The sequence below is a fragment of the Mesorhizobium sp. M4B.F.Ca.ET.143.01.1.1 genome (genome assembly GCF_004792275.1).
GTDB lineage: Bacteria > Pseudomonadota > Alphaproteobacteria > Rhizobiales > Rhizobiaceae > Mesorhizobium > Mesorhizobium abyssinicae.
Window position 1 is genome coordinate 420,091 of sequence record NZ_SRSR01000004.1, and the last position, 13,155, is coordinate 433,245.

General features: G+C 64.6%; 15 protein-coding genes. 11 read left to right on the forward strand and 4 right to left on the reverse strand.

Going from position 1 to position 13,155, the window contains the following annotated elements; genetic code table 11:
- Positions 1 to 17: 17 nt before the first annotated feature.
- Positions 18 to 1,235, reverse strand: coding sequence for an acyltransferase (locus EN786_RS12895; RefSeq protein WP_135908537.1), 1,218 nt, complete (start codon positions 1,233 to 1,235; stop codon positions 18 to 20).
- 124 nt (positions 1,236 to 1,359) lie between these two features.
- Here EN786_RS12895 and speB point away from each other — a divergent pair, with 124 nt between their 5' ends.
- Complete coding sequence (gene speB / locus EN786_RS12900) at positions 1,360 to 2,361, forward strand: agmatinase (RefSeq protein ID WP_127311755.1); 1,002 nt, start codon at positions 1,360 to 1,362, stop codon at positions 2,359 to 2,361.
- A 29-nt stretch (positions 2,362 to 2,390) separates the two neighbouring features.
- Positions 2,391 to 3,323 (forward strand): N-acetyl-gamma-glutamyl-phosphate reductase, encoded by a 933-nt coding sequence (gene argC / locus EN786_RS12905; RefSeq protein ID WP_127311756.1) that lies wholly within the window; start codon positions 2,391 to 2,393, stop codon positions 3,321 to 3,323.
- A gap of 80 nt (positions 3,324 to 3,403) precedes the next feature.
- On the opposite strand, the gene EN786_RS12915 is transcribed toward argC, so the two are convergent.
- Entirely contained in the window at positions 3,404 to 4,576 is a 1,173-nt protein-coding gene (locus EN786_RS12915) for a COX15/CtaA family protein (RefSeq protein ID WP_245478448.1), read from the reverse strand.
- A gap of 152 nt (positions 4,577 to 4,728) precedes the next feature.
- On the opposite strand from EN786_RS12915, the gene EN786_RS12920 reads away from it, so the two are divergent.
- The 7 genes from EN786_RS12920 to EN786_RS12950 all read left to right on the forward strand — a co-directional run bounded on the left by EN786_RS12920 (position 4,729) and on the right by EN786_RS12950 (position 7,566).
- A complete protein-coding gene (locus EN786_RS12920; RefSeq protein ID WP_126054916.1) occupies positions 4,729 to 4,944 on the forward strand; it encodes a DUF2842 domain-containing protein in 216 nt (71 codons plus the stop codon).
- 259 nt (positions 4,945 to 5,203) lie between these two features.
- Entirely contained in the window at positions 5,204 to 5,527 is a 324-nt protein-coding gene (locus EN786_RS12925; protein ID WP_135908539.1) for a metalloregulator ArsR/SmtB family transcription factor, read from the forward strand.
- Positions 5,524 to 5,934, forward strand: coding sequence for an SRPBCC domain-containing protein (locus tag EN786_RS12930; RefSeq protein ID WP_127282138.1), 411 nt, complete (start codon positions 5,524 to 5,526; stop codon positions 5,932 to 5,934). The genes EN786_RS12925 and EN786_RS12930 overlap by 4 nt, the downstream gene beginning before the upstream one ends.
- 75 nt (positions 5,935 to 6,009) lie before the next feature.
- The gene (locus tag EN786_RS12935) at positions 6,010 to 6,402 is read left to right on the forward strand and encodes a VOC family protein (RefSeq protein WP_127282139.1); all 393 of its coding nucleotides are present in this window, start codon (positions 6,010 to 6,012) and stop codon (positions 6,400 to 6,402) included.
- 37 nt (positions 6,403 to 6,439) lie between these two features.
- The gene (locus EN786_RS12940) at positions 6,440 to 6,661 is read left to right on the forward strand and encodes a hypothetical protein (protein WP_127282140.1); all 222 of its coding nucleotides are present in this window, start codon (positions 6,440 to 6,442) and stop codon (positions 6,659 to 6,661) included.
- A 6-nt stretch (positions 6,662 to 6,667) separates the two neighbouring features.
- Positions 6,668 to 7,114 carry a DUF1801 domain-containing protein gene (locus EN786_RS12945; protein ID WP_127282141.1) on the forward strand — a complete coding sequence of 149 codons (447 nt, stop codon included), beginning with the start codon at positions 6,668 to 6,670 and terminating at the stop codon, positions 7,112 to 7,114.
- 53 nt (positions 7,115 to 7,167) lie between these two features.
- The gene (locus EN786_RS12950; protein ID WP_127312049.1) at positions 7,168 to 7,566 is read left to right on the forward strand and encodes a DUF1801 domain-containing protein; all 399 of its coding nucleotides are present in this window, start codon (positions 7,168 to 7,170) and stop codon (positions 7,564 to 7,566) included.
- 141 nt (positions 7,567 to 7,707) lie between these two features.
- Here EN786_RS12950 and EN786_RS12955 read toward each other — a convergent pair whose 3' ends face one another.
- A complete protein-coding gene (locus EN786_RS12955) occupies positions 7,708 to 8,766 on the reverse strand; it encodes a polysaccharide deacetylase family protein (protein ID WP_127282143.1) in 1,059 nt (352 codons plus the stop codon).
- A gap of 91 nt (positions 8,767 to 8,857) precedes the next feature.
- Between EN786_RS12955 and EN786_RS12960 the strand changes: the two genes are divergently transcribed.
- Positions 8,858 to 10,084 carry a GNAT family N-acetyltransferase gene (locus tag EN786_RS12960; RefSeq protein WP_127282144.1) on the forward strand — a complete coding sequence of 409 codons (1,227 nt, stop codon included), beginning with the start codon at positions 8,858 to 8,860 and terminating at the stop codon, positions 10,082 to 10,084.
- 63 nt (positions 10,085 to 10,147) lie between these two features.
- Here EN786_RS12960 and EN786_RS12965 read toward each other — a convergent pair whose 3' ends face one another.
- A complete protein-coding gene (locus tag EN786_RS12965; RefSeq protein WP_135908541.1) occupies positions 10,148 to 12,322 on the reverse strand; it encodes an exopolysaccharide transport family protein in 2,175 nt (724 codons plus the stop codon).
- Positions 12,323 to 12,584: 262 nt separating this feature from the next.
- On the opposite strand from EN786_RS12965, the gene EN786_RS12970 reads away from it, so the two are divergent.
- On the forward strand, positions 12,585 to 13,148 hold the full coding sequence (locus EN786_RS12970) for a polysaccharide biosynthesis/export family protein (RefSeq protein ID WP_127282146.1): 564 nt from the start codon (positions 12,585 to 12,587) through the stop codon (positions 13,146 to 13,148).
- The last annotated feature ends 7 nt before the right edge of the window (positions 13,149 to 13,155 follow it).

A 13,155-nucleotide genomic window follows, 5' to 3' on the forward strand; every position in this document is an offset into this window, starting at 1 on the left:
TTGAACGGATTGGCTTCTCAGATCCGCTTGGCCAGCCGCCGGAACCAGGCCAGGGCCGGCATTTCGACGAAGCGCCAGGTGAACCAGGAGACGGCGATGGTGGCGACGAGCATGGTGAGAATAGCGGCAAAGCCGAGCCATGGCAGATCGGCGCCGAAGCCGGTCGCATGGTCGCCGCGCAGCACGATGTCGCCGAGCAGGTGAAGCCCGAACTTGCGCTCTACCAGCCCGCCGACATTGATCATGCGCGCCTGCACGAAGATGTGGACCATGTAGATGGAATAGGAGAGCGCGCCCAGCATCAGCATCGGCCGGGTGCGCAGGAAGGCGCTGATCCAGCCGCCCTCATGCGCAAAGAGGTAGAGCGCCAGCGCAAACACCAGGGGAGCGGCGATGCCGGCATCGTTGTCTCCGGCCAGCGCGACAAAAACACCGATCACCGCGATCATCACCATCTCGGCCGCCGTCCAGGCGATCCGCGCCCTGCCGTCACCGGCAAGCGCATGTCGCGCCTCTGCAATGGAATCGTGCTGAAACCATGCCAGCAGCGCGCCGAGCGAGAAGCCGTAGAGGCAGCGGATGAAGCCGAAGTCGAAGGACACGTCCATATGCGTGCGAGAGAAGGCAAGCAGGAAAAGCGGCGCGGTGACGGCAGCGGCCACAAGCCAGAACCAGCTGCGCCGGCCCGCCGTGAAGACAACGGCGGCAAACAGCAGATAGGCGAAGAATTCGGCCGAGATGCTCCAGCTCGGCGCGTTCCAGCTCAGATGATCCTCGACGCCCATGCCTTGCAGCAGGAAGAGATTGGCGACGAGGCTGTTCAGGTCGAAGCCGCCGGTGAAGGGCTCGGCACCCGTGCCGTGCAATTGCGGCAGCATGAGCCGCAGCTCCTCGAAGGCGGCGAAGGCGGCGAGCATCACGAGGTGCAGCGGGTAGATGCGGCCGAAGCGGACGGGCGCGAAGCGGGCAAGCTCGACCGGCTCGCTGAGCCGGTTGCCGTAGGAGCTGGCGATGACGAAGCCGGACAACACGAAGAAGAAATCGACGAACAGGTAGGAGCCGCCGACAAAGGCGCTTTGCGAGATCGTCGAGTTGGTCGGGAAATGGAACAGCGCCACCAGCAGCGCGCAGATGCCGCGCCAGGAATCGAGCACCAGGAAACGCTCGCTCGCCACGGTGCCGGTCCGGGTCGCCGCCGGCATATGCGCGGGGTTGAGAAAGGCGGTCTGCGTCATGATGATACAATCCTGTGTTGTCGTGGCACTCGCCGAGCGCCATTCCCGTTTCCCCACTCTGTGACTGGCATGTTGCGTGCCGGTTCTGTAGTTGTGGCAACCCGTTGAAAACCGAGGACCCGTAATGGCGAACCAGAACATCGACCATGCCTTCACCGCCCGCTCCAAGACGGGCGCGTCCTTCGAGCCGACCTATGCCGGCGCGCTGTCGTTCATGCGGCGCAGATACACGAAGGACGTGAAGGGTGCGGACGCCGTGGTGTGGGGCATTCCCTTCGATGCCGCCGTCACCAACCGGCCGGGCGCACGCTTCGGGCCGCAGGCGATCCGCCGCGCCTCGGCGATCCTCGACAACGACCCGCAGTACCCGTTCTCGCGCGATCTGTTCGAGCACCTCGCTGTTGTCGACTACGGGGACTGCCTGCTCGACAGCGGCAACCATCAGAAGACACCCGGCACGATCGAGCGCGAGGCGGCCAAGATCCTGAAATCAGGCGCCTTCCTGTTGTCGCTCGGCGGCGACCATTTCGTCACCTGGCCGCTGCTCAAGGCGCATGCCGCCATCCACGGACCGCTGGCGATGGTGCAGTTCGACGCCCATCAGGACACCTGGCCGGACGACGGCAAACGCATCGACCACGGCTCTTTCGTCGGACGTGCGGTGAAAGAAGGCATCATCGATCCCGATCGCTCGATCCAGATCGGCATCCGCACGCACGCCCCCGATACGTTCGGCATCAAGATCCTCTACGGTCACGAGGTCGAGGAGATGCGGGCGTCCGACATCGCCTATGCTATCGTCGACCGTACCGGCGGCAGGAAGACCTACCTTACCTTCGACATCGACTGCCTGGACCCGGCCTTCGCACCGGGCACGGGCACGCCGGTCGCCGGCGGCCCGTCCTCGGCGAAGATCCTGTCGACGCTGCGCCAACTCGGCCAGATCGACATTGTCGGCGCCGACGTGGTCGAGGTTGCGCCCGCTTACGATCATGCCGATATAACGGCGATCGCGGGCTCCATGGTGGCGATGCATTATCTGGGCCTGGTCGCCGAGCGGAAAGCCCGGCTCGAGGACCTAAACAACGGCAATACTGTTGCAGTCAATCACGCTCAGGGCATATAGCGCTGAAATCGCAGGGACTTTTCAAGGCAATGAAACCGAAAATCTTCATCGACGGCGAACACGGCACCACCGGCCTGCAGATCAGGGCGCTGCTGGCCGAGCGGGGCGACCTGGAGATCATCTCGATCCCCACCGAGCGCCGCAAGGAAACTGCGGCGCGGGCCGAGTTCCTTAATGCCGCCGATGTCGCGATCCTCTGCCTGCCGGACGCCGCCGCCAAGGAAAGCGTCTCGCTGATCGAGAACGACACCACCCGGGTGATCGACGCGTCGACCGCGCATCGCGTTGCCGCCGGCTGGGAATATGGTTTCGCTGAAATGGACAAGGACCAGGCAAAGAGGATCGCTGCGGCGAAGCGCGTCGCCAATCCCGGCTGCTGGCCGCAAGGTCCGATTGCGACGCTCAGGCCGCTTGTGTCGGCCGGACTGTTGCCCGCCGACTTCCCGATCACCGTCAACGGCATTTCCGGCTATTCCGGTGGTGGCCGGCCGATGATCGAGGACTATGTCGGCAAGGGCGAGGACGCGCCCGAATTCCTGCCCTACGGGCTCACCCTGCAGCACAAGCACGTGCCTGAGCTCAGGACCTATGCGAAGCTCTCGCATGACCCGATCATGCAACCGGCGGTCGGCAATTTCGCGCAAGGCATGATCACCGTGGTGCCACTGCAACTCGGCGGCCTCGAGCGCGTGCCGACTGGCGCCGAAATGCATGCAGCGCTGGCCGATCATTTCGCCTCGATCGAGGGCGGCGTGGTCGAGGTCGCGCCCTACACGCATCTGGAGCGTATCCCCGACGTCGATCCGGAAATCTACAACGGCACCAACAAGATGAAGGTCTACGTCTTTGCCAATGACGAGCGGGCGCAGGCGCTCCTTCTCGCCGTCTACGACAATCTCGGCAAGGGCGCGTCGGGCGCCGCCGTGCAGAACATGGACCTGATGCTCGGCCTCACCCCGTAAGCGAACATGCCGGAATTTCCGAAGCGCTGGAAAGTCAGCGCGCCCGAACTCATTGCCGAAACCTTCTCCAGCCGCATCCCTTACGGAAACCACACCGGCGGTAGGGATAGACGTATCCCAGCCGCAACCAACGAGACGCCAACACCGACAAGGAGCACGTACCTGCGCTTCATCGGCGGTCTCGTCGGTAGCGGATAGGCGCCCTTGGTGCCGCGCCAGTGCGCGGCGGCAAATCCGAGCAGGATCAGCGCGAAACCCTGATGGGTCAGCGCCATGTGCAGCGGCACCTGCATCAACAGCGTGCCGATGCCGATCGAGGCCTGCACCAGGACAATCAGAAACAGCAGCGTGGCGCGGCGCGCATGGGTGGTGCCCGGCAGGCGCCGGCGCGTCGCGATCATGTGCCAGAGCGCTACCGCGAAGACCGTGTAGGCGCCGATGCGGTGGACGAACTGCACCGTCTTCGGGTTCTCGAAGAAGTTGCGCCAGGCGGGCTCGAGCAGGAGCAGATCGCCGGGGATCACCCTGCCGTCCATCAGCGGCCAGGTGTTGTAGCTCAGACCAGCATCGAGCCCGGCGACCAGCCCGCCGAGATAGATCTGCACCAGCGCCAGCAGCACGATGACGCCGGCAAGCCGCTGCGTCGAGCGATCGGCGGCGGGCTCGGAATGCGGCGCCAGCCCCCGCGCCACTACCATAGTCGCGGTGAAGATCAGCGCCGCCAGCGTGAGATGCGTGGCTAACCGGTATTGGCTGACCGAGACGCGGTCGACCAGGCCGGACGCGACCATCCACCAGCCGATGGCGCCCTGCAGGCCGCCGAGCAGCAGGATGCCGACGAGCTTCAGCCCCAGACCGCGCTCGATACGCCGCGTCGCCCAGAAGAACAGCAGCGGCAGGGCAAAGACCACGCCGACGCTGCGCGCCAGGATGCGGTGCACCCACTCCCACCAGAAGATCGACTTGAACGCCGCGATGCTCATGCCCTTGTTGAGCTCGGCATATTGCGGGATCTGCTGGTAGCGCTGGAACTCCTCCTGCCACTCGGCGTCGTTGAGCGGCGGGATGACACCGTGGATCGGCTGCCATTCGGTGATCGACAAGCCGGATTCGGTAAGCCTGGTGGCGCCGCCGACCAGCACCAGGGCGAACAGCACGAGAAGCACGAAATATAGCCAGCCGCGCACCTGCGCCCGGTTGCGCAGGTCGCGATCGCGGGCGGCATAGGGTGCGGCAGCAGTGATGGCGGCCATGGTTGTGTTCCGGCAATTGAGGTCGCGGGATTGGTGGACCAAGGCAGCCCCGGTGGCAAGGCCGGGCAGCGCGGCACGCCGTCGCGCCGCCAATGACAGGTTGCGTGCAGCTTGCGATCGGCCTAAGCGATAGCCGTCAAAGAGATCGCGACATGCCCATTCGCCTCAAAAAGCTGATCGGAACCGTACTGCTGGTTGCGCTGGTCGTCATCTACGCGCTGGTGGCGTCGATCGTGGCGGTTGCCCAACTGTCGGAATCGAGCCCGCTGGTGCATCTGCTGTTCTTCCTGTTGAGCGGCCTGCTGTGGGTGCTGCCGGCGATGGGCATCATCAAGTGGCTGATCATCGAACCGCGGCCCAAAGGCTGAAGTCCGGCGCCTGCGAAGGCGCAAACGGGAATGTGATGTGATTGCGCGCGCCGAACACACTTCCACAAGTGTTGATGCTCCGGGCCGGCTATCCGCGACGGCGACATGAAGTTGACCGCGGCGCCGGCACCGGCGCATGAAGTCCAGCGATCCTTGCGACTCCCAGGACCAGGATCATCGTTCCGCTCCACCTTCCCGCTTGACGTACACATATCTCAATGGTTATACGTCAATCAATAGCCACCGGGTTATCGATCCCATGACGAATGCCCACGACGCACTATTCAGGACACTTGCCGATCCGACCCGGCGCGCCATCTTCGAACGACTGTGCCAAAAGGGAGAGCAGACCGTGGGCGCCCTTACTGCCCAGTCCGGGGTTTCGCAGCCAGCCGTGTCGAAGCATCTCGGCGTCCTGAGGCAGGCAGGGCTGGTGCGCGACCGCCATGAGGGAAGGCAGACCCACTATAGCGCGCAGCTTGGCGCGCTTGCTCTCCTGATGGATTGGACACGCCAGATGGCCGGCTTCTGGGAGAGCCGGTTCGACGACCTCGAGGATCTGCTCAAAAGAATGGACCAATGACCAATATTGCGACCGAAACCCGCTCCGTCGTCGTCGAGCGGGAGATACCTTATCCGCCGGAAAAGATCTGGCGCGCGCTGACGCAACCGCATCTGATCGAGGAGTGGCTGATGAAGAACAACTTCAAGCCGGTCGTGGACCATCGTTTCAGTGTCAGCGCGGACTGGGGCGGCGTCGACTGCCAGGTCCAGACAGTCGAGCCCAACAAGACGCTGTCCTACAGCTGGGATACCAAGGATCTCGAGAGCGTGGTCACCTGGACGCTCACCCCTACGAGCACGGGAACCCATTTACGCATGGAGCAGACGGGCTTCCGGCCGGATCAGCAACCCTACTACCGGGGCGCAACCGTCGGCTGGCCGAGGTACCTTGCAGCGCTGGAGCAGGTGCTGGCGCGGATGGACTGAAGTCTGCCGGCAGTTCAAGTCAAGCCCACGTTCACCACGCGCTATGCCGCGCACGATGCCAATGGAGGAAACAGAATGAAGATCAAGCTGACCAAAGTGTATGTGGACGACCAGGAAAAGGCCCTTGCCTTCTACACCGACGTTCTCGGCTTCACCAAGAAGGCCGATTTCAGCAACGGGCCGTTTCGCTGGCTGACCGTCGCCTCGTCCGACGAGCCGGAGGGCACCGAGCTGCAGCTGGCGCTGAACGACAATCCCGCGGCCAAGTCCTACCAGCAGGCCATGTTCAAGCAGGGCCAGCCCGCCGTCATGTTCTTCACCGACGACATCGAGGGCGACCACGAGCGCCTCAAGGCGCGAGGCGCCGCCTTCGCCATGGCGCCGACCGCGGTCACCGGCTCGACCATTGCGCAACTGAACGACAGCTGCGGCAACCTGGTCCAGATCACCCAGCTGGCGCGCTGGTAGCGCGGGCTTTTCCGCTCATTTCTCAGAGGAGGTCGTATTGAACCTTAGCCAGTGGATTCGGCAAATTCACCGTTGGCTGTCGATCGTCTTTACGGTGACCGTCATCGCCAACTTCGTCGCCATGGCATTGGGGGAGCCGCCCGCCTGGGTGGTATACTCGCCGCTCTTGCCGCTCTTCCTGCTGCTGTTTTCCGGCCTCTATATGTTCGTGCTGCCCTACACCGGCAAGTCGCGTAGCGAGCAGCGCGTGGGCGGATAGGGGCGGATGGCGAAGACGCGCGGACAATCGAACGCCAAGCGGGCCGGCACAGAGCCGGTCCTGCTTTCAGGCGGCAACCCGCAGATCGCCAAGGGCTATGGCGACGCCCCGGTGCAGGCCTATATTGCCGCCATGCCGGGCTGGCAGCGCGATGTCGGCCGCCGTCTCGATGCGCTCATCGCGCGCGCCGTCCCCGGCGTCGAGAAGGCGGTCAAATGGAACTCGCCGCTTTACGGGGTCGAGGGCCAAGGTTGGTTCCTCGGCGTTCATTGCTTCGCGAAATACGTCAAGGTCGCCTTCTTCCGCGGCACGTCGCTCAGCCCGCTGCCTCCAGGCGAGTCCCGGACCAAGGAAACGCGCTACCTCGACATTCGCGAGGACGATCAGGTCGATGAAGCCCAGGTCGCCGAATGGGTGAAGCAGGCCAGCCGATTGCCCGGCGAACGGATGTGACCGGACGATGGGTACGTGGCGCAACAACAACACGAAGGGAGTGACAGCCAACCATGAACAATAGCGCATCGCCGGAAAGCAAGTCTCCTTCGCAGCTGATAGACGCCAGGATCGAGGAGTTGGGCGACTGGAGGGGCCGGATGCTCAGCCAGCTCCGCGGCCTGATCAGGGAGGCCGATCCCGACGTCGTCGAGGAGTGGAAATGGAGAGGCGTTCCCGTTTGGGAGGACGCCGGCATGATCTGCACGGGCGATACCTACAAGGCCGTGGTCAAGCTGACCTTCGCCAAGGGGGCTGCCCTGGAGGATCCCTCCGGCCTCTTCAACTCCAGCCTGGACGGCAACACCAGGCGCGCCATCGATTTCCACGAGGGCGATGCGATAAACGCCGAGGCTCTGAAGGCACTTGTTCGCGCGGCTGTGAGCCTGAACAAGTCCAAGGCCAGGAAATAGTCCGCGGGATCGACCGGCGGCGGCCAAGGTCTGTTGAGATTCAGGTCAGGCCGAGTCGAAAACGGTGATTTCCGAGAACCGGAGCGGAGCGTGCGCAAGAAAGCGCGGGCATGCGCTGGCCTCACCTGAATATCGACAGACCTAGATCGTCACCACCATTTTGCCGGCATTGGCGAGCGGCGTCGTCACGCCCGACAACATGGTGCGGATATGGGCGACGCTCTGGTAGCGGCCATTGACCGAGATGCGCGGCAGGGCATGCAGGAAGCCGGCATGCTCGGCGCGCAGCACGCCGTGGCGCGTCGTCACCGCCGAGATATAGCCGGCATCGCGGGCAAAGCCCACTTCGCGGCAGCCGACTGCGCTGACATAGCCATAGGGATAGGCAAGATGGCGCGGCTCCTGACCGAGCTTCTCCAGCAATATGCGCCGGACATCGCCGATCTCATGCCGCGCGTCGGCCTCCGAAAGCCGTTTCAGGTTGAGATGGTTGACGGTGTGAGCGCCGATCGTCACCAGCCCGTGCCCGGACATGGCCCGGATCTCGTCCCAGCTCATCAGCGTGCTCGGGCGCTTTGTCGCCAGATCGATGCCGTTCACGCGCGCAAATTCGCGCAGCGTCGCTCGCTGGTCTTCCTCGCGCACCTCCACCGTCAGCCAGCCATGCAGGCGAGCGTTGGCCTGGAGTTTCCTCCCGCGGGTCGAGCAATCGATCGTCACCGCGCCGTCTAGGGTCGGCAGCGTCAGCCGGTCGCGCGCGTTGACGATATCCTCGATCACGTCCCACCAGAGGTCGGCGGCGCCGTCGATCAGGCCGGGCGCGACATAGATGGTGATGGGTGCGCCGTGCTTTTCCAGCACCGGCAACGCTTCGGTCATGTTGTCGCGGTAGGCGTCGTCGGCGGTGATGGTGGCGAACTGGCCGCCCTTGCCGCCGCACGCGACGCGTTCGATCGCCTCGTCCAGCGAGACGAAGGCGTAGCCTTCGGCCTTCATGTCGGCGATGAGGGCATCGAGGAAGCCGGGCGCAATGTTCAGGTGACGGTTGACGCCGTTCGGCTTCTCCGGCGTCGCGGTGACCCGGTGCAGCATCAGAATGGCGCCGATGCCGCCGACAAACGGCTTCGCCAGTGGCGCAAGGCCGGTGTAGCGGGCGAGGTTCAGCGCCAGTTTCCGGATTGCCTCGCCCCCGTCGATCATTCCTTCACCTTTTGCGCCTAGGCTCATCCAAGCACGGAACGCGCCCACGCGTACCCCCTGACTGGGACCAATACGCCTTAAGGATTGAGGTATGGTTGACGCTAGCGCGTCATTTGACGGCAATCGGCTGGCCGCGAGCGAGACGTCGCCACGCACCTCGCCGGTCGGTCAGGCCGGCCTGTCGGTTACCGTCGGCGACGCTGCGGCGCTTGCAACTTATGCGGGATTCTGCGGTTCTGCGCTGTTTGCGCCGGCGCAAAGTGACGGCTGGATCCGCAACTGGGCGCGAGCGGTTCATCCCGACATTGTCGTCGCGGCACTCCATATGGAAGACGAGCCGGTGCTTGCGCTGGCCCTTGAAGTCGTTCGTCGTGGACCATTCCGCGTCGCCCGCTTCATGGGCGGCCGCCATGCCAACGGCAATTTCGCCGCCGTCGCACCGGGCTGGCTGCCAATGGCCAACGCCGCGGCGATGCGTTCGATGCTGGCGGGCATCGCCAGGGCACGGCCCGACATCGACCTGATCTCGCTGGAGCGGCTGCTGCCCGACCTTGACGGCGCCGCCAATCCGCTCGCCGCCCTGCCCCATTTTCCGAGCCCGAATCTATCGCTCGGCGTCGATCTCGACGGCGGCTTCGACGCCTTGCTGGCGCGCGCCAGCGGCAAGCGCAAGCGCAAGAAGCACCGTTCGCAGACGCGCAAATTCGAGGCGGTCGGTGTCTTCCGCCGCATCGAGGCGCGCACGCGCGAGGATGTGGACAGGCTGCTCGATGCCTTCCTCGAAATGAAGGAGGTCCGCTTCCGCAAGATGGGCATCGCCAATGTCTTCGGCGAGCCGGAAGTTCGTGCCTTCTTTCGCGCCTTGTTCAGCGAAGCGCTGGCCGAAACAAAACCATCCTTCGTGCTGCACGGGCTTGAGGTCGCCGGCAAGTTGCGCGCCGTCACCGGATCGAGCCTGTCGGGCAAGCGCCTGATCTGCGAGTTCGGGGCGATCGCCGAGGATGATCTCGCCTTCACCAGCCCCGGCGACTTCCTGTTCTTCGACAACATCCAGGAAGCCTGCGAAACGGGCTTCGCCGTCTATGACTTCTCGGTCGGCGACGAGCCCTATAAGCGGCTCTGGTGCGATGTCGAGACGCAGCATTTCGAGGTGATGGCGCCGTTGACGCTGAAAGGCCGCGCGCTGGCGCTGGCGATGCGGCAGGGCGCACGGATAAAGGCCTTCATCAAGAACAGCCCGCTCATCTGGAAGCTGACCAAGATGCTGCGCCGCAAGGCCGCCGGACAGGCGGCCCCTGCGAGCGAGGACGACAGCTAGCCATATAGAAGCGCTGGGATCGTGGAGCTCTGCGCCGGCGGGCGGCCGGAGCAGATCCCTGTCTTATGCCGCCGTGCGCCGTCCCGGGACCGGCGTTCCCGGCGACTCGTGGCCGAGCGGCGTCACCAAGGTAAGCTCGGGATAGCCGTTCTCGATCAGCTTGACCGCGGCCTGTGTCACCTCGTCGTCCGCCTCCAGCATCGAGAGGAAGACCTCTGTCGCCTCGCCCGCCAGCCGGCTGATGCCTTGCGCGTCGGCCGGGCCGCATTCGACCACGACAAGGTCGTAGGCGGTGGTCAGCGACTGCATGATGATCGGCAGCCGGTCGGCGGCGCGCATGGCGCGGGCAGGATCGGCGGTGCCGACCGGGATCACGTGGCAGTCCGAGTAGAGATCGGCGTGGATGACGTCGCTGAACTGCGCCTCGGAGGCAAGCAGATCGGTGATCCCCGGGAAAAGCGCGCTGTCCAGCATTGGTCGCGAGGCGGCGCCCGAAGCGGTGAGGTCGAGCAGCAGCACGCGCAGGCCGGCGTCCGAGACCTCGCGCGCCACCAGCACGGCCGAAGCGGCGGCCTCGTCGCCTTCCGGCGACACGAATATGGCCCGCGCGGCACCCGAGGCGATCAGCTTCTCCGCCGCCTTCTCGATGTCGATCTCGCCCAGCGCCGAGGGTTTCGGCGCGGCGCTTTCGTCCAGTGCGTCCGCTGCGGTGGCGGCCTCCGGCTGAACCTCTCGATCAGCCAGGCGATCCCTGGCCAGCCCGGCATCGACAAGTGCCGGCTCGACGCGGGCAACCGGCATCTCGACCTGCTCGATTCGCCCGAAGCGGGCGCCGGCGGCCGGGCGCATGGCGCGGCCCGAGAACAATTCCCCAAGAAGCGTCGCGATCGCCATCAGAAGCAGCGAGGCGACGAAGGCGGCGCCGACGATCGGCACGATCTTCGGGAAATACGGCTCCGACGGCGTCACGGCGCGCGAGAAGATGCGCGCATCGACCGGCAGATAGTTACGGTCGCTGCGCGAGGACGCCTCGCGATAGCGGGTCATGTAGGATTCGAGCAGCTGGCGCTGGGCGTTGGCGTCGCGCTGCAGCGCGTCGAGCTCGACCTGCTGCTCGCCGGCGCGCGCCGATGCGGCCTTCAGCGTGTTGACGTCGCCGAGGAGCTGGTTCTCGCGCGCCTGGGCCGTCTGCGCCTGAGTCGCCAGGCCCTTCATGATCTTTTGCGCCTCGTTGCGAATCTGGCCGTCGAGATCGGCAAGCTGCGATTTCAGGGCGCGGATGCGGGGATGATTGTCGAGCAAGGTGGTGGAGAGGTCGGCGATGTTGGCCCGAAGCTCGACCTGCCGCTCGCGCAGGCGCTGGATCAGGTCGGAGTTCAGCACTTCCGGCACCGCGTCCAGCGAACCGCCGCTTTGCAGCGCCTTGCGCACGCTGTCGGCGGTCGCCTCGGCGGCGGCGCGATTGGCGCGCACCCGCGACAGTTCGGTGGACAGTTCGGAAAGCTGCTGGGTGGCCAGCACCGCATTGTTGCCGCCCATCAGCAGATCCGATTGGGCGCGGAAGTCGGCGACCTTGGCCTCGGCATCCTTGACCCGCTTCGACAGGTCGGCGATCTCAGGCGCCAGCCAGTCGGTGGCGGCGGCGTTCGATTCCAGCTTGGCGTTGCCCTGGACGGAAATGTAGGTGTCGGCGATGGCGTTCGGAATGTCGGCGGCGAGCCGAGGATCCTCAGAAGAAAACTCGATGACGATAACGCGAGATTTTTCAACGCTGTACACGTTGAGCTTCTCGCGCATCTTCTTCAGCACGCGCTCTTCCGGCGGGATTTCGTTGGGGTCGCTTTTCAGCCCGACGATGACCAACAGCCGGCTGAGCGCCGACATCTTGGCCGCCTCGTCGAACTCGGGCAGCCGCGACAGGTTGAGCTTGGCGGCCACCTGCTTGAGGATGTCTGTCGAGGCGATGACCTCGACCTGGCTGGCCACGCCCTGCTCATCGAGAATCGGCTTCTCGCTGTCGTTGCTGGTGCCGTCAGGCCGGGTGAAGACCGATTCGCGGGTTTCGATCAGCAGCTTCGTCTCAGCCTTATAGTGCGGCGTGGCGAGCCAGGCGAAAGCGAAGGCCAGACCGGTGACGGCGAGCGCAACGACCAGGATGCGCAGCCAGTTCCTCGCCAGACTGGCGAAGAGCTGCCTGAGATCGACATCGACGTCTGCGGCCGCGGACTGAACGGACATGCATCCTGCTCCGAACTTTGAGTCTAGGATGGACCGTAAACAACTATGGTAACTCAGCCGTTAAGATCAGTACGAACCCCTATTAGAGACGACTGAAGAACATTCAGCAAAGACAGTAGAATAGCTACGCTTTTTGACGACCGCCGCCGCCGCGGACGGCAAACCTTTACCGGCCATTAACCCTAACAGGACGATAACGGATTCCGTTCCCTGGGGTTTGCCGCAACATATGGCGGCCAGCGATGAAGGTTCGTGACCGGCCATGAAAAGCACTGCCTCCCTCTTTCGTGCTCTGCTTGCCGTGTCGATGCTCGCCGGCTGCTCAAGCTACCGGCCGACGCCGGCGGCCTTTCATGAGGTGCTCGACCAGCCCTACCGACTCGGCGCCGGCGACCGCGTCCGCGTCACGGTCTTCGAGCAGGACGGCCTGACCAACACCTACAGTGTCGACCAGTCCGGCTACATGTCCTTGCCGCTGGTCGGCGCCGTGCCGGCGCGCGGCCACACCGCCCAGCAGCTCGAGAAGGAAATCGCCGACAAATTGCGGCAAGGCTATCTGCGCGATCCCGATGTCTCGGTCGAGATCGACCGCTACCGGCCGATCTTCGTCATGGGTGAAGTGGGTGCTGCCGGCCAGTATTCCTATGTGCCGGGCCTGACGGTGCAAAAGGCGATCGCGATCGCCGGCGGCTTCTCGCCGCGCGCCAACCAGGAAAGCGTCGACATCACCCGCGACATCAACGGCAAGGTAATGACCGGACGGGTGGTCACATCCGATCCGCTGCTGCCCGGCGATACCGTCTACGTCCGCGAACGGCTGTTTTGACAACCAA